Below are 16,290 nucleotides of genomic sequence, written 5' to 3' on the forward strand. Positions count from 1 at the left end.
AGTTTGATTTGTTAATCTGTGATGAATGGGGTTATGTGCCATTGGACAGAGAAGCTGCACAATTGCTGTTTCAAGTTATTTCCGACAGCTATGAGCGCAGGAACGTTGTTTTGACAACCAATCTTGAGTTCAGCCGCTGGGTGAGTATTTTTTATGATGAACAAATGACCGCAGCCATAATTGATCGGCTGGTACACCATAGTTATCTCTTGCTTTACGATGGCCCTAGCAACCGCATGCGCGATTCGCTTATGCGGCAAGATGGATAAAATTCCCCACCCATATAGGTGAGGAAAAACTTTTGCAAAAGTGAGGAATTTTCACTTGCAAAATACAGGGGATAACATTGCATTACAAATGAGACTATCTGTTCTCACTAATTATTCTAGATTATTTTTTTTGGAAGCAACGACTCTTCCCGACTACGAAAATATGCCGTTCTTACGTGATGAAAATATACCAAAAACACGATATGGCTTTCAGATAGCAGACTTGGTATCATTTAACCTTTCCTTTTTTAAAAGGGCGCTTTTTGATGATTTCAAAAAGTATCTGATCGAACATGAAGCTGAAACCATATCCACCTCAGATTCAATTAAATCAGGAATAAGTGACTCCTCAAAAGAAAAAAGCCTTGCTCCGATCCTAGATTATATTGATTTTCTTATAACTCATATAGATTCCATATCCGATGAAAAGCTATTGGCCACCAAAACACTACTAAAATAATTTTCACCACTTTCACCAAAAGTTACAAAGGGATAAATGTCTTAACCTATCTATCCTTTTATTTTCTGGTGAAAGTGGTGAAACTACACTTCTATGCTATTTTTTTATGTTTTCGCTGACATTCTATACAAAGAGCTCTCCCAAATTGTTTTTCCGAATAAAGTCTAATTCGTTCGTTAATTTCAGCGTTGCAGTCATAACAATGATATGCCCCTTTTGAAACACGATTTATAGCCTTTATATTCTCATCCGTTTTCTGATCAGCTTCTGGATCATCACCAGTACTAATAGCCAAGCTCAAAAGATAAGCATATTTTATTGCCGCGGTCTGCGCTTTCATAACCGCTTTATCCCCAGAATCTTGACCACTACCAATTCCCGTAATCGTAACCGTTTCTCCAGAGTCTTTATCGATGAGCAATACATTCATTTTCACCGTAGCCAATCGCTCTATATTGTCTTTTGAATTTGTTACATCCACTATATTTAGTAGTTCTGGTACTGCAATTGAACAAATCCCGTTTTTCACCAAGGATGCATTGACCTTTTCCAAAACATCGGCACTTGTCGCATATTTATAGTGGTGAAAATTGTTTTCTCCCTTTTTTAATACATGGCTGCATTCATTCATAATATTGAGCATTTTTTTTGCCAAGTTTTTCATAAGAAACCCTCCTAACTTACTTGTTTTTCTTTTGCCAACCTTACACGTTGCCCATATGGACAATTTTCCCCAGCATCGCAATAATCTAAACACTTTCGATCATGCCAGCGTTCCTTCGACGAACAAATTGGTGGCAACTTCTTCATTTGCATCGCAGATTGAAGAAGTGCCGCCTTTTTCGTAAAATATCGTTCCATCCAGTGATTGCCAATCTTTTTTATAGGGATAATATAGACCGATTGATCGATACCACGCTCTGCGGCAATCCGCAAATTGTTATCTCTACACATAGCCTGAATAAACATCCTCTGTACTTCGAATCCTTCTTTTTCTAATAGCATCCGATAATAGTTGAGCTGAATCCCCCAATCAAGCACGTGCTTTACGCCATCATAACGAAGTTCATTGTGGTATTTCATCTGCCCTTTTTTCAGACCTGTTTTATAGATTCCACCAGTTGCTACACGTACCTTATAAATACCTAATGCTTTCATAAGTTTAAACGAACTGGTTACTTTCAAATCTCCCAATACGCCTTCTTCTTCATCGAGGATTTTCCCATAAAGATCAAACTTCCCACTGGTGATTTTGTCTTTCAATCGAATTTCACTTAAGATATCACCTTGGGTAAAGCCTTCATGAATCGTATGAACTGCTTGTCCATGTAGGGCATAAAGAACGCTTTGCGGAACTACCGCATATTCTGTGGTCTTTTTCAGATAGGTTTCCCGAACCCCTGAAATAAGTTCGGTAACGGTTGGTTCTTTGATTCCTCGATCTACCGAAATCGCGATTGCCCGGAGTGTTGGTAAAAACAGGCACCGCTCTTTTTGCGGGCAGAATTTAAGGCAATCTTCAATCGGGATTCGCGTCCCATTTGGACAAATAAATTTCGTTGCTGGCATTGTTTTTCGCTCCTTTTAAGCCACAGGGAATTCTTCCTTGTGGTATATTTTTTTGTTATTTTCTTTTTCAATTTCTGTATAAACCTCCAAGTCCCCTAAAACATCGGTATTTTTGATTTCTTTTATGGGTATACGCATGGCCATATTTTGTAAACTTTCCGCAAAAGTCTTTGCCTGCATCGGATTTAATGAAAAGTACATACTTTCTTCTGTCTCTCTTTGCTTTGTCCTAAATTCAATGCCAATATGACCTCGGCAAATCCGCAAATCACAGGTTAAATCCTGATACGTTGCGCAAAATAGATAAGATGACATAATGTTAGCCCCCCTTATTTTCTCCATAGATATTCATACGTTTCTCGCATACTGGCGCCACCACTGCGACCGATAATAACATGATCCAATAGCGGAATATCCAAAATTTTACCGGCTTTTATTAAACGCTCGGTCACAGCAAGATCTTCTTTACTTTCAGAGCTGACACCCGAGGGATGATTGTGAATCGCAATGATTCCAGCGGCCATCGCTTGAATGGCTGGGTAATAGGTTTCCCTTGGCGCGACCAAGGATGCCGTAAGCGTTCCAATGGTAATCTGTTGGCTTTTGATAATTCTATTTTTTGCATTTAAAAGCAGTATCCAAAATTCTTCTTGTTGCTTATCTTCTAAGAACCTAAAATATTCGATTACATCTGCCGGACCTTGAATCCCCTTAATTTCCTGCTTTCGCCCTTCTTGGACTCGACTCATGACTTCACGGATATAGGTTATCTTTTTTATTTTTGCACTGCCAATACCATAAACAGCTTCTAATTCTGTTTTTGGTACATGGATCATGATCTGATAGATGCTACGGTATTCACGAATGAGATGTGCCGCACTTTCTTTCGGTAAAAATTCACTGAGCAATTCTTCTTCAGATAAACGTTTTAAACGATCGTCTAGCTCCATAATCACAACTCCTTGAAATAAAAATAGCAGGAACCATGTCTATTTCAACACAATTCCTGCTTCTAATTCTTTTATGCCCGAAGACTTCTCCGAATGGGTGTAACATTTTTGATGCTACTTTCTGTTTCATGCATCGGCAGTAATTTTCTCGGGACTGCCATCGCTAAAATTTCACCGCCGATTCTTTCAAGTTCTGTAGCTCGTTCATAGCTTTCAGTGATTTGGCTTGCCGCTGTGACGGCGTTAACAAGCCCATACTGACTGTTATCTCTGCCCATAAAGAGCTGGCGAAGCACATCGCCACGTTCATTTTGATTGAGCATGAATTTATCTGCTAAAAGCTCTACAGACTGTACGGGATCGTGTTCCATTGGAATATTCATTGCCGCCCGCATCTTATCTACCGTTAGCAAAAATTTCGCTTCATCGACCGCACAACGCACGGTATCTTGTACCTTCATGAAAAAGGCTTTATCGTCTTGGGCTAAGGTTTCATCGGAATAGATTTCATAAGCAGATTCTTCGCTTTCCACCTGCCGCCCCACATGATACCGCTTTTGGGCATAGTCTTTGACAATCAGACCATTTTTACAGACGAGACGATAAATCAGCGGCTCTACTTTCAGACTTCCCAAGCCCACTTCGCTATTAGAAATAACAAAGCCAGCCTGAACAACATCGCCCACACTGACTTCGGCTTTCAACCTCTTATTGATAACTTTTAAATACAAATGACTTTCGGTGACTTCACAGCTTTCAATCTCGGCTCCTTTCATATCTTTGATAACAGGCAATACGGCGCTACAAAGCTCCAAGTGATCGAGCCTCCGATACCGGTCTGACAAAAATGCCCGAACTTTGCCATCCATCACTCGAAGCATGCGTTTTTCCGGTATTCGGGTAAACCACGTATTGACGTTTTCATCGAGCAAGGGTGCTTCTTCCTGCCGCATCTTTTGGTAATAGCGAAACGGAATTTGCAGCCTTGATGCCATCTGTTGATGTGCCAGTTCGCTTACCGCAAAGGATTGGGGTTCATCTTCCAAATATAGGGATAAGCTGGTTCCTTCTTGATTCGTTGTCATTTCAAGGTTTCTAGTATCTGCGATAAAGTCCTTTCGTGCCATACGTTGCCGTTCTAATTCGCTTCCTACATCTGCTAAGCTTCTGCCTTGTTTCATTTTCCATTACTCCTTTTATTTTCTATTTTTTCACACGAAAAAGCACAGGCAAGATGCCTGTGCTAAATAGGTTTGTTTATTCTTTTAAAAGTGATAAGACACTGCTGCTACTCTGATTAGCCTGTGCCAGCATAGATTGTGAGGCCTGTAACAGCACATTATGTTTTGTATAAGCCGTCATTTCTTTCGCCATATCTGCATCACAAATTACAGAGGATGCCGCTGTTACGTTTTCACTTTCCAGCGTCAAATTTTTACTGGTATATTGAAGTCGGCTTTCGACTGCACCAATACCAGTCTGCTGACTCAGTGCTTTTTGTAACGACCTATCCAGTACATCAATAGCTGCATTGGCCTGTTTTTTTGTAGTTAACTGTAGTTTACCTAAACGGCCTGAAAGCCCTAACCCCATTGAACTCATATCGGATAAACTGATATGTATCGATTGATTGCTTTTGGTTCCTACCTGTAAAGAAATACTATGATCTTCGGAAGAATCTTCTGCCGTGACGGCTTCTTCAAAGCTGTTCAGTACAGAATTTGCATAGTTTCTATCATTCCCTGCTGCGTCGGTAATATGAATGGTATAGCCTGCAATTTGTGTATTGGTGCTTTTATACCTCGCAACCAAAACAACGGCATCCGATCCATTTCCAATCGCAGTTCCATAGCGATCGGTTGCAACCGCAGTCGGCACATAACCATTTACTGTATTCGTAAAATTTACAAGCCCGGAATGAAGCTGTCCATCATCGGATTCTGTAGCAGAAAACCCGCCGCAAGCGGTAAGGAGATAATGTCCTAACCCTTTTAACGTCTCTGAATAGGTCTTGCCTTCTGAAGTATAGGTCACAACTGCATTGTCTGTAGCGGCGATTCCAAGTGAATTTCCATCCTTGTCTTTTAGACTCGTCATTTGGTCATTATATGTGGTCGATGGATTTAATTTGTAATTCAAAAAGATACTGGTTGTAGCAATCCCTTTGCTTCGTTTGGAACCATCGATAAGCGTCATGGAATTAAAGGTTACACCCGAATTATCATCAATCTGGTCAATATATTGATCAAATTCCTGCTGTATCGTCGCACGATCACTTTCGGTATTGGTATCATTTGCCGCATTGAGGGCTTTTTCTTTCATAGTTTTTAAAATATCTACCGTAGAACTAACCGCACCTTCCGCTGTTTTCAATAGGCTGCTTCCATTTTCCGCATTGATATTAGCCTGCCCTAAAGATCGAATCTGAGAACGCATTCTTTCAGATATCGCATACTCTGAAGCACCATCGCCAGCCGAAGAAATCTTCAGTCCAGAAGATATTTTTTTCAAGGACTTACTTACGTTTTTATTATTTGTAGTAAACTGATTCAGCGTATTATACGCTGCTAGATTATGTGTAACCACCATTGCCATAGAACTTCCGCTCCTTGCTGTTTTCTATGCCTTACGACCATCCGTAGCCAAAGGCAATCGGCCAACCATATTTAAATCCCTGTACAACAACTGCCATAGCCCCGCTATCATCATTGATTTCAAAACTGTTCCAATGATTTCCATCATTGCTTTTATAGGCTTCATAAAGATCTTGGCTATCCACTTTCTGATAGTACCAATACGTCTGGTTCCCTGTAACATTCCCATCACTATCCACGCTAACAATGTTTTCCGCAAATGCATGGGCGGTACTGTCATCCTGTTTTGCGACAACGGAGCTTTTATCCAAATAAAAGGCTACACCCATATGCCCATACACAAGAACATAGTTCGTATCTCCATTGAGATATTTACTATACCCAGCTTCTACGGGAACCATGGCAATCACCCATACCATGCAGACTAGCAATGCACCTAATAACATCTTTTTCATTTCTAACACATCCTTTTTTTGCTTTTTATTCTGCTTTATCTTTTACCGCATCTTTTTTTCCTGCAAATTTACCTAAAAGACCGAGAATTACAATCGTACCAAGGATGCCTTGGTAATGAAGCTTCACAAAGTCTATTCCCCAGGACACGGCCCCCAAAAACAGATCAAACAACAAGTACAAAACAACCGCTGTTCCAACGACACAGCCAAGCCACCAGCTAAATAAACCAGACAAGCTTGGGTTTAAGATAACGCTGTTGTTTAAAAGAGCCCAAAATACAATACTGCCCACAATCCCTACGACAATTAAAAATCCTATTCCTAAAAAATCCATGATTCCCTCCAGCAGTTAAAGACCATTCTGCCACTTGACCTAATAAAATAAATCTATATAAAGGTGATTATTTTTTTTCTAAATTTTTAAACTGAAATAATGTCGATACTTCTATATGAAGTGCTTTTGCTATAGCCATGAGCACAGGTAATGAAACTGCTTTTTTGACTAGCCCTCTTTCAATTTGAGAAACATAACATGCACTGATACTGACTCGTTCAGCCAGCTGTAGCTGTGTCAATTGACGATATCGCCTATAGTAATTGATGTTCAAGCCGATTTGCCTAAGTTGTTCTCTATATGTTAAGTCCATTACCTCACCACACTTCCCTCTAAAATTATCCCACATTTCGCCAGTTCCCCGCTTTAGAGAATAGTTATAATATATAAACCCAGAGTTAAAGTTTTATATTTTCACCTTTGTTTTCAATAAAAAAACGGATGAGCATTATGCTCACCCGCAGTAAAATTCCTATGTTCCTTTGTGTATGATCCTTTAAAAAGCTTTGTGATACATTCACAAGACCCAGGATTCAGTTTTATAATATATAATTCAAAAATTCAATTATTTCAAAGCACCTGTTAATTTTTGTAAATATACAAATTTACTTAATCACTAAAAAGCTAACAACACGCAAAAAAGCGAAACATAATAATAAATAAAATTATAGGAGTTGATCCCCATGAATATTGATAAAAAAATCCTTCATGTCTCTGATGCCGCCAGCGTTCTTAGCTGTAGTTCCGAAGTTATTTACAAACTAATCCATGAAAAGAAGTTGCCTGCCTATAAAACGGGTCGAGCTTGGAAAATACCGGAAGAGTCTATCTCTAATTATATTGCCCGAAGAATCAACCATACAGATTAATACTACCCGATTTAGATTTTTTCACATTCGTAAAAAGCATAAATCAATGGCACTAACATGTTATTAATAAATACGAAAAGGGGTGTTTAAATCATGGATAATGACCTGACCACACTAATCACGGTAGACGAGTTTTGCGAATTACTAATGATTGGACACAATGCTGCCTATCAACTATTAAACTCTGGGAAAATTAAATGTTTCCGAATCAATCGGGTATGGAAAATACCACTTGCCAGTGTGAATGCATATATTCAAGAGCAAAGTCATTTTACCTAAAAAATAAGAGCTTGGCAATTTTGCCAAGCTCTGTTTGAATTGAATCAATGTCTATACAACGATCCAAGTTTTTCCTTTAATCATTTAATCAGTTTTAGATATACTAACATTAAGAAGTTTACAAAAAAGATGCAAGATAATAATAGCATATTTAGTAGTAAATATAACTGGTGAAACTATTCCATGGGCAATATCATTTCTGATGTTCCATCCATTTGGATTCACCATAACAGTCTCAATATAGATATGTAGGTCGCGCCCTAATGTTTCTTTCACTTCTTGGCGATTTAAAAATTCACCAAAAACTTGTTCATGCTGCAGATTTCCTTCTTTAATAACCGTCGTAGGAATATCAATTGAAAAAAACATATTCCGCAAGCATCCTTCAAATTGTGGAACAAGAATATGTAGTGCACTAATGTAGTCCCCTGCAAAAAATCTTTCAAAACCGGTTTTAATAAAGTTCTTTCGTTTCGGTTGATAAAAATCCCAACCATGATATTTCTGGACAAATATTTCTGCAGTTAAACCTCTTCCTTTCATAATTTCAAAGATTGGCATTAGGAAAAATATAGACTGCTCTTCTAATCTACCACAATACATGCGTCTAAATTTCATTTCCTTTTGTTCCTCATACTCTGTTGCTTGAGCAATCCTTCTACCTTCAGTAATTACGGATTTGGGTAGCCCTGCGCCCAAACTATCTTCTTTTAAATGTGCTTCGACACTTTGATATAAATCAGGCACGTTAATCATTAAATTTGGATCAAAGGCAAAAACTTGAATCATTTTTTCAACACTGTCTAAATCGCGATAACAAGCAAGAATTTTTTCTATATGCTGCCGATATCCTTCCGGTATGATTATTGGTGTCATAATTGCTTTGAATTCCTTTTCTTGTTCCGCTAAATATGCTTTTCTAAGTTTAACTTTTACTTTATTAACTTTGCTGGTTGCACCTATTTTTAAATAATGGCATAAAGCCATTTGCAAAAAACCCGCTTTGACACCCTCGGTTTTTTCTGGTCTGCCTTGCTGATGTTCTGATTCCAACTCAAACGATAAACCAATTTCTAAGTTCAAATCATTTACCGGTTGCTTCAATTTATTATTCCAAGCAACCAAACAATAACATGCCCAGCGATGAAGGTGATGGTTTTTTTCTTCCAACCAGAATTCACGTGCTTCGTTTAGTTTTTTTAAAACTAATTGTGTTATATCTCCATCAACCAAAGAATTCATTTTACTATTACTTAAAACCTCAAGCAAAATATCAGTAGGCTCTATCACCCAGCGATAGTTATACTTTCGTCCGACTTCAGATAAAAAGTCAATTATCCCCTGAATTGATTTTTTAAGTAAGCCTTTATTGTTATAATTTAAACAAAGCTCGGTAGCTCTCGATAATGAGCTAAGTGTGCAAAGATATTCTGCATTCTCGCCCTCGCTTGCTATTTTTGCAATTTGCGACAACAGCGGAACTAATTTACAAAAAAAATTATATTTATTCTCAATTTCATTTTCACCTTGATAATCAAGTAATATATCACCATATCGGCTCTTCAACTGTGGGTTAATTGTTTTCGCGAATCGTTCTGCATAATAATCCAGCTTTTCTTGTGAGTACGCATCAATATAGGCGGGCATTCGCCGCTTATATGTCTCTCGATTCATAACGAAACTCCGCGGATATAAGTCTAACGCATCCAATTCATTCTGAATTAATCCTATAAGATCTGCATCACCTTCACTAGCTTCATTTTTCAGACTTATTAGCGGCTCGCTTAAAATAGATAATTCACGCACAAAACAATGTTCATCCATATCCTGAATAGCTTTTTTAAAGCGATTTTTAAAATCCATAAAAACAACCTCTCTCTGCTTGCTACTCCTATATCAAGATGCAGCACAAATTAAAAGGAGAAATTCTAGATTATCAACACTTAGTCGGACAAAATTTATAAGATCTCCCTTCTAAATTCCGCCAGTGTCAAATAACTGAGTGAAGCATGGCTGCACTGATTATTAAACCAAGTCACATATTTCTTAACAATTTCAGTCCGCGGCTTTTCGCTGTTGTCCAGTTTCACCCTTTGATTTTTAAACTGATCCGTAAATGTTCTTTTTAATCGTCTTTCATCATGTAAATCGTCCTTTGCTTTTTTATTTATTTTTACATGACCTTATCTTTTTTATCTAGTTTCATGTAGGCAGTCCATACTTAAATATGAGCAGATGAATGAACTATATCAACGAGATAAAAGGCCGTATTTTAATTTACGCTATAAATAAACAGCTTACTAGCCAAATTCAATTTTAATATTATAGAATAATTTACCAGACACCACAAAATATTTATTATTTATAAACAAGAAAAATAGGTTTCTGACCTGCCATGTTATTAAAGAACATACCAGAATGTAGCATTTTATAATTTATATTCCAGTCCTGTATAATACCTAATATTTCATTCCAATTATGCATTGGTGCATCATGCATTAATATTTTAAGATTCTGCTCTGTCAAAACCTTAATTAAGTGGTCATCTTCCACATAAGGTTTTCCGCGCCTAAATTCACAAGAAAGATATTCTGTTTCTTGCTCAGGAAATAATTGAAACCAACAACAAGTAGAACCAAGTCCTATAGATTCAATACTGGTTCCAATAGGAGCGCCAATAATAGTATCAATTCCTTTTTGTGCAAAATATTTTATATGTTCAAATAAAGATGATCGAAAAGTAATTTCTGAATTTAACGAATAAATGGCATCGGTCTTTGGTCTTCGCGCAAAACAAATCATAAAATGAGCTTCATCGAGTTTATTTTCATGTGATATATTTGTATCATCACGATTTTTTTTATAATAAAATGGATAGAACAACGTATATTCTTTCTTTGTTTTTTCATATAAATTATTTATAATCATATATTCTGCTGATCTGTCATTAGAAAAACCTACTTTCACTTCTATCAACTCCATTTTCTTCATCCAAAGATTCAAAAATCTATAATAAAATTTACATCAATTCAACATATAGAAAATATTCGCCTTATTCGCGAATTTTGGGTAATAGACACGGACCAATTTGATAATCACCTCAATCTGGTCCGTGTCTGCAATAATGAATTCAACATTTTAAATTTATAAGTGCTGTTATTATCCAATTAATTAGACCGTAGATCTAACCTCCTTTTAAAGTCCTAAATAATAATAAACGGCTTTTAATTTTTTATAAAAGCTATGATCACACGTTATAAATATATCGCAATATGATCCATATATTGCATGAGAAACATCATGAATACTAGACACTGCTTTACCATAATCTTTTTCCTTGCAATATCCATTAGCATTTAAAAGTTCAAACAATTTCTCAAAAGCTAATTTCATCTCATACCTTGAATATATTCTATCTTTACACAAAAAAGGTCTTAAACGAAAGTCATTTGTGCTGCCACCGCCGCTTTTTATGATCCTTTGCAATGGCTTGCGGTATATCTGCAAGCAGCTTGATATCATTGATATAATATTAATATATAATTGAAAAAATCAATGACCCCTAACCTAATCCCGCTTCAACTTCGCCCAAAATTATTATTAACTCAAATCAATAATACGTTTAAATAATTTTACCCACATATCCTCATACTTTTGGATAATTGCAGGAACCTTCTTACTAAGCAGAACCTTTTTTGTCCCTCTTGCAATTTCTACCTTCCATCCACTACAAAGATCAATTTCATTAATCCGTGCAAATTCCTGTATCTGCGGAACAATTGGTTTTTCTTCATTATACACATCTACAAACGAATCATCTTCAACAGCTAAAAAAAGATGATTTACCCCCTGCTCCAATATTGAATACGGTAACAAATCCTCAATCTCACTGTTTTCTACGTTTGTATAATCTTTTATTTCCAATAAATTTTCTGTCACATTTTGGTAAATATGTTCTGCAAGTTTTTTCTTAAAATCGACCCCGCTTTTATCAGAATCAAGAATAACATATGGTAGTTTACCATGTTTTCCGCCTAGTAAACTTACTATACCCGAAACACCTTTTACGCCACCAGCCGGAAGAAAAACAATATCTTTCTTGGGTGCCAATAACTTTTTATAAATCAAATAATTTTTAATTGCATTTAAATAATATTGATCAGAAACCCCTTCAACAACTACTTCTTGACACCCTTGAAATAAAATATCCGACACACTCAGCCCTAGTGCCGCATGCACTGCATATACTGATTGATTTCCCAAGTCGCCAACACCATCTCTCAAATTGCTCGATGCTACTGTAAATCCATTTTTATCCAAATAAACGACTCTGCAACGATCAATATTGCTAGTATCAACAATAAACGGAGAATGCGTAGTATTGATAATTTGATTTTTCTGCGCCAAATCATCAAAAAAATGGCAAAGATCCTTTTGCGCAAGTGGATGTAATGTCAATCCCGCCTCATCTAGGAGAAGAATTGCGTTCTTATGCTGTTCTTGACTTTCAACTAAAAAAATTAAATAAAAACTCAAAAACCATTGTAACCCTGTGCTTCGCAGCTCGAGGCCAACTTCATCCGTTCTAATTTTATCGGATACCCATATTCTAAAATAGTCACCATCGGCTTCAAAACGAAACCGATATTCCCCTTGTTTCCACCATGCCTTAAATTCTTTTGTAAGCTCACCAGCTGCAGATTGTAAAAGTATGCTACGCTGTTCTTTATCATCTTCAGCTTTTTTAATTTCTTCTTTTGTTGGAACTTGATTACCATTTCTTCCCATCGCCAATATTTTAGGATCTTTTCCCAATTCTAAAATTTCCTGTGGTTCAAGATGTACAAAATCAAACAATACACGTAAAGTACGCACTTGGTCTTCATTAACGTCAACACCAGGCACAGTTTGACCATCTAACCAGTTAATAGCATATGGCAAATAAATTCTCGATGAAAGATTCCCATAGTTCGAATAATACACAAATTTAGGGATTTCATGTACAATAGCCGTCGTTAGTTGCTCAAGAGAATATTCTTCAACTTCAACACCGTCCTGATCTTTATCCGGTTCTACTTTATTGGGATTTGGATTTCCTGCAGGAAACTCAATAGAATAGTGTTGGTCATAAAAACGTGTCAAAACAACCGTAACGCCACATCGACAATCACATTTTAATGTATCAGAAATATATGCCGCACTATCCTCATCAAGTTCAAATTCGGCACTAATAAATGATGTTTCATACGTTAATTTTCTTAACCTACTCAGCTTTGATACAGGCATATCATGCAAAATGTCGATTTCGCCACCTCTTGCAGGATTAAGTTTCCAAAGCGCTAAAAGAAGATTTGATTTTCCAGATTCATTTATGCCTACTAAGGTAGTTACATCCTCACACTTTATCCATCCACTATTTTCAACAGACCGAAAATTTGTAACACAATATTTTAATAGTTTCATCAAGGCTTCCCCCATATAAGAATTTAGCGTTCCAATTCACCCTTTTTCCTATTAGACAGATGTATTTCTCTTTAATTTCTAATACAACCTGCTCAAACAACCTCATCGTTACGACACTATATCATACGCCGCTGTCTTCCCTAAAAGACGCTAAAATAAGTAGATTTACGCCAATATATACTAACACAAAACACTTTACCGCTACTACGGCATTTATCACTATTGTAGTATTTTCTCCATTTCCACCACAATATCAACGACTATTATTTTTTTATAATTTCATTTACAGCCGTTACAAAAGCATTAATATCGGAAAAATAATTTGGATACGCAGCCTTTAATGTACCAAAAGAAGATACGGATACTAAAACTGCGTCAATCTTATTGTTATCTCTACTACTTTCAATTTGATTATATTCTTTTGTTGCATCATCAATCTGGCTTGGTTTATAAAACTTCATTCTAAGATTTCGTTTAGAATAGTTTAAAATCAGTATATAATATCCCCTTCGCTTACTATTTTTTTCTTCTTCATGATCAACCGCTACGCGAATCGCACTAAGCATACCTAAATAGTTGTGCTTAGCATCAAGCATTTTTATCTCTGAAATAATACCTTCTATATCTATAGGCGTTTCTGGTACAATTGGCATATTCTCTTTCATTGCAAACAAAGATGCTATTAATGCAAAAAAACGCAGGGTATTTTTTTTCCCATGGCTAGCTTTCAATGCTTGATTAGTAAACAATCCCATCGTTTCCAGTGCAGTAGCCCATAAATGCTGTAAATATGTTCGTATTTGAATTTCGATAAGCATATTTCTATTATATGTCTCTTTAGTATCACTTTGATATTGATACACCAAATGATAACTTCTATATCCAGAGTACTTTGGCTGTTTAATATAGTCGTATTCTCTCTTTAGAATATGCCGAACACGAGAATGATTGTAATTTTCCGCTACTTCATATACATCATCAATGGTTGGAACAATAACACGGCATCCACCCAAATCTTGCATAGTCCAAAGATTCATAGTTGGTTCCCGTTCCAATTTTTTAACAATTGAAGCAAGACGTTTCAATCTCTGTGCGACAATAAACCCGGGTTTATCATACTTTCTTTTTAAATTGCAATAAATTACTTGAAGAGGAAATGCATGTGAAGCTCGCCAGTTATCAATGGCATTTAAGGCCATTTGACACTCTTCTGACTTTGAAGCGGAATTTTTAATGATCTTTCCCGCTTTAATAATTTGATTTTTTGAGTATTCTGGTGATTTCCATTCCATTTTACTACTCCTTCTCTAAATACAACCACTAATTTTTCCCTATTATATAAATTACCGTTAGTAGTACCTTAATTTTTAAAAATTCGTTTCTTTTTCCGAAAACCCTTTTGCTTTAAGAATTTCTTTATTCTACATTTAGTAAGCGTGTTCTTACTACCCACAAAATGTGCAGTACTGCATCAGTGGCAACAACAATTGTATATCCCAAAAGGGAAAAACCTTTGCGACCAATTTCAGCCAATTCATCCATCGACCAAGGTGCTATTTCAATAAAAGTCGTTCGACCAATAAAATCCGGATTATGACGAACAGCATCATCTGCTCGATGTGGCAAGGAAATAATAATGGCTTTTAGCCCATTAAAAAGCTCTGTTTTTAATATACGAGCAATATACATCTGCAATTCATCATTAATATAATAAAAATCATCCAAGACAAGTACCTTATTATTGTTTATCAAATATTCCATAATGGCACTATTACTACGAGACTCTTTCTCCGCAATATTTTGACCTGTAGCATAATCATATCCAGCCTGCCCGCCTATATCAGCTGAAGCAATAAAGGGAATCATAGCCTTGCTTCCGCCTTTGATACTCACATTTGCTTTATTCCCAACACTTTTTGTTATTTGGTCTTCTATTGGCAAACGGATTTTCTCAACTATTTGATTCCAAAAATCTGCCTGCGTTTGAATTTGTGCTCCACTTAAGTCAATAATGCTGCTTTTCTCAATAACTTTATGGCATAAAATATTCTTCCCCGTTTTGGATGATCCTATTATTGATATTAACCGCCCTGAGCTTCTCAACGCCTTTTTTAACCTAAATTCATACGTATCATCACTTGAAATCAGCCGATCGATATACGTATTCTGAGGAAATGAAGTCGGTCTGAATACATCTTCAATAGCATATTCATGTTTACCCATTTACTCACCTCCGTCAAATGATTACTTCATTTTAACATGGAAATTTTTAGTTGTAAAAACAAAGACCTCACTAGACGAGATAACTGCCTATAGGCAAAGTCACTCCTTGATTTTGTCCCTTATTTGTCCCTTAACATCTGCAAAACCCCAATGGCAGCTACCAATAAATACAAATTTCACATTCAACAAAGTCAGTAAAATCAACAATCTACAAACATTGCAATTATTCACCAATAGCATTAGCCCGCATTCGTAATGAGCAGGTCGTAGGTTCAATTCCTATCATCAACTACAGTGTTATCAATGCCTCCGAGGTTTTCGGAGGCTTTTTTATTATCCATTGGTGCCACAAATTAGTGCCACTTTTATTTGAACTAATTAAATGTATAGAATCTAATTGAGAATAAACAGTACTATATAGAACGCATTAAAGAAACCATATCCCGTCTATAAGTCTGCCAGAAATGGGGTATAGGGAATCGTTTGCTTCCTACGTAACGCCACTCAACCCTATACTGTTTTAGTTAAAAGCCTATGACCTTGCCTTGCTCACAGCGTTTGTCTATGGCAAGCATAAATTGCTCGCTTGTTTTGTCTTTATTCCCGGTATATACTTTCAGTAAATAACTGGTATCGGGGTGCGCGACACCCCATTCCATGTGGTAAATAAAAAATTCTTTTCTATAGCATCAGCACCTTGCCATAAATTGGCTAAGCGTGCTTTTTCGTTTGTCTTTCTTTGTTTATATTTTCCCAGTTCTTCCATAAAGCCATATATCTCTAAAGTAGCAGGATTTATTTTTTCTAAACAGAAATACACTAATA

20 protein-coding genes are annotated in these 16,290 nt (G+C 36.5%); 4 read left to right on the plus strand and 16 right to left on the minus strand.

What is annotated here, in order from left to right; all coding sequences use genetic code 11:
* Both BMY14_RS12640 and BMY14_RS12645 read left to right on the plus strand, forming a co-directional pair.
* The coding region (locus BMY14_RS12640; protein WP_177177586.1) for an ATP-binding protein at positions 1 to 269 on the plus strand (269 nt) is incomplete at its 5' end.
* A gap of 55 nt (positions 270 to 324) precedes the next feature.
* Entirely contained in the window at positions 325 to 729 is a 405-nt protein-coding gene (locus tag BMY14_RS12645) for a hypothetical protein (RefSeq protein ID WP_091832375.1), read from the plus strand.
* 91 nt (positions 730 to 820) lie between these two features.
* Here BMY14_RS12645 and BMY14_RS12650 read toward each other — a convergent pair whose 3' ends face one another.
* The 9 genes from BMY14_RS12650 to BMY14_RS12690 form a co-directional block, all read right to left on the minus strand.
* Positions 821 to 1,393 carry an ERF family protein gene (locus BMY14_RS12650; protein ID WP_091832378.1) on the minus strand — a complete coding sequence of 191 codons (573 nt, stop codon included), beginning with the start codon at positions 1,391 to 1,393 and terminating at the stop codon, positions 821 to 823.
* A gap of 11 nt (positions 1,394 to 1,404) precedes the next feature.
* Positions 1,405 to 2,298 (minus strand): hypothetical protein, encoded by an 894-nt coding sequence (locus BMY14_RS12655; RefSeq protein ID WP_091832380.1) that lies wholly within the window; start codon positions 2,296 to 2,298, stop codon positions 1,405 to 1,407.
* A 15-nt stretch (positions 2,299 to 2,313) separates the two neighbouring features.
* The gene (locus BMY14_RS12660; RefSeq protein WP_091832383.1) at positions 2,314 to 2,613 is read right to left on the minus strand and encodes a hypothetical protein; all 300 of its coding nucleotides are present in this window, start codon (positions 2,611 to 2,613) and stop codon (positions 2,314 to 2,316) included.
* 14 nt (positions 2,614 to 2,627) lie between these two features.
* Positions 2,628 to 3,248, minus strand: a complete 621-nt coding sequence (locus BMY14_RS12665) for a JAB domain-containing protein (protein WP_091832386.1) — start codon at positions 3,246 to 3,248, stop codon at positions 2,628 to 2,630.
* Positions 3,249 to 3,319: 71 nt separating this feature from the next.
* Positions 3,320 to 4,429: a DUF932 domain-containing protein gene (locus BMY14_RS12670; RefSeq protein WP_091832389.1), complete on the minus strand. Its 1,110-nt coding sequence runs from the start codon at positions 4,427 to 4,429 to the stop codon at positions 3,320 to 3,322.
* A 76-nt stretch (positions 4,430 to 4,505) separates the two neighbouring features.
* The gene (locus tag BMY14_RS12675; RefSeq protein WP_091832392.1) at positions 4,506 to 5,843 is read right to left on the minus strand and encodes a flagellin N-terminal helical domain-containing protein; all 1,338 of its coding nucleotides are present in this window, start codon (positions 5,841 to 5,843) and stop codon (positions 4,506 to 4,508) included.
* Between the two features lie 31 nt (positions 5,844 to 5,874).
* Entirely contained in the window at positions 5,875 to 6,297 is a 423-nt protein-coding gene (locus tag BMY14_RS12680) for a hypothetical protein (protein ID WP_091832394.1), read from the minus strand.
* A gap of 25 nt (positions 6,298 to 6,322) precedes the next feature.
* Positions 6,323 to 6,631, minus strand: coding sequence for a hypothetical protein (locus tag BMY14_RS12685; RefSeq protein ID WP_091832398.1), 309 nt, complete (start codon positions 6,629 to 6,631; stop codon positions 6,323 to 6,325).
* Positions 6,632 to 6,698: 67 nt separating this feature from the next.
* A complete protein-coding gene (locus tag BMY14_RS12690) occupies positions 6,699 to 6,944 on the minus strand; it encodes a helix-turn-helix domain-containing protein (protein ID WP_091832701.1) in 246 nt (81 codons plus the stop codon).
* A 370-nt stretch (positions 6,945 to 7,314) separates the two neighbouring features.
* Between BMY14_RS12690 and BMY14_RS12695 the strand changes: the two genes are divergently transcribed.
* Both BMY14_RS12695 and BMY14_RS12700 read left to right on the plus strand, forming a co-directional pair.
* A complete protein-coding gene (locus BMY14_RS12695; protein WP_091832401.1) occupies positions 7,315 to 7,500 on the plus strand; it encodes a helix-turn-helix domain-containing protein in 186 nt (61 codons plus the stop codon).
* Between the two features lie 93 nt (positions 7,501 to 7,593).
* Positions 7,594 to 7,779 carry a helix-turn-helix domain-containing protein gene (locus BMY14_RS12700; RefSeq protein ID WP_091832404.1) on the plus strand — a complete coding sequence of 62 codons (186 nt, stop codon included), beginning with the start codon at positions 7,594 to 7,596 and terminating at the stop codon, positions 7,777 to 7,779.
* An 84-nt stretch (positions 7,780 to 7,863) separates the two neighbouring features.
* Here the strand turns inward: BMY14_RS12700 and BMY14_RS12705 are convergent, their stop codons facing one another.
* The 7 genes from BMY14_RS12705 to BMY14_RS20590 form a co-directional block, all read right to left on the minus strand.
* Positions 7,864 to 9,642 carry a DUF4209 domain-containing protein gene (locus BMY14_RS12705; RefSeq protein ID WP_091832407.1) on the minus strand — a complete coding sequence of 593 codons (1,779 nt, stop codon included), beginning with the start codon at positions 9,640 to 9,642 and terminating at the stop codon, positions 7,864 to 7,866.
* 495 nt (positions 9,643 to 10,137) lie between these two features.
* Positions 10,138 to 10,761, minus strand: coding sequence for a hypothetical protein (locus tag BMY14_RS12710; RefSeq protein WP_091832411.1), 624 nt, complete (start codon positions 10,759 to 10,761; stop codon positions 10,138 to 10,140).
* 213 nt (positions 10,762 to 10,974) lie between these two features.
* On the minus strand, positions 10,975 to 11,172 hold the full coding sequence (locus tag BMY14_RS20585; protein ID WP_091832414.1) for a hypothetical protein: 198 nt from the start codon (positions 11,170 to 11,172) through the stop codon (positions 10,975 to 10,977).
* Positions 11,173 to 11,379: 207 nt separating this feature from the next.
* The gene (locus BMY14_RS12720; RefSeq protein WP_091832417.1) at positions 11,380 to 13,242 is read right to left on the minus strand and encodes an AAA family ATPase; all 1,863 of its coding nucleotides are present in this window, start codon (positions 13,240 to 13,242) and stop codon (positions 11,380 to 11,382) included.
* A gap of 263 nt (positions 13,243 to 13,505) precedes the next feature.
* The gene (locus BMY14_RS12725; protein WP_218144902.1) at positions 13,506 to 14,534 is read right to left on the minus strand and encodes a RelA/SpoT domain-containing protein; all 1,029 of its coding nucleotides are present in this window, start codon (positions 14,532 to 14,534) and stop codon (positions 13,506 to 13,508) included.
* A gap of 124 nt (positions 14,535 to 14,658) precedes the next feature.
* The gene (locus BMY14_RS12730; protein ID WP_091832420.1) at positions 14,659 to 15,465 is read right to left on the minus strand and encodes a hypothetical protein; all 807 of its coding nucleotides are present in this window, start codon (positions 15,463 to 15,465) and stop codon (positions 14,659 to 14,661) included.
* Positions 15,466 to 16,081: 616 nt separating this feature from the next.
* Positions 16,082 to 16,231 (minus strand): hypothetical protein, encoded by a 150-nt coding sequence (locus BMY14_RS20590; RefSeq protein WP_177177587.1) that lies wholly within the window; start codon positions 16,229 to 16,231, stop codon positions 16,082 to 16,084.
* Between the last annotated feature and the right edge of the window lie 59 nt (positions 16,232 to 16,290).

Origin of the sequence: Propionispira arboris (assembly GCF_900109225.1) — a bacterium.
Taxonomy (GTDB): Bacteria; Bacillota; Negativicutes; order Selenomonadales; family Selenomonadaceae; genus Propionispira; species Propionispira arboris.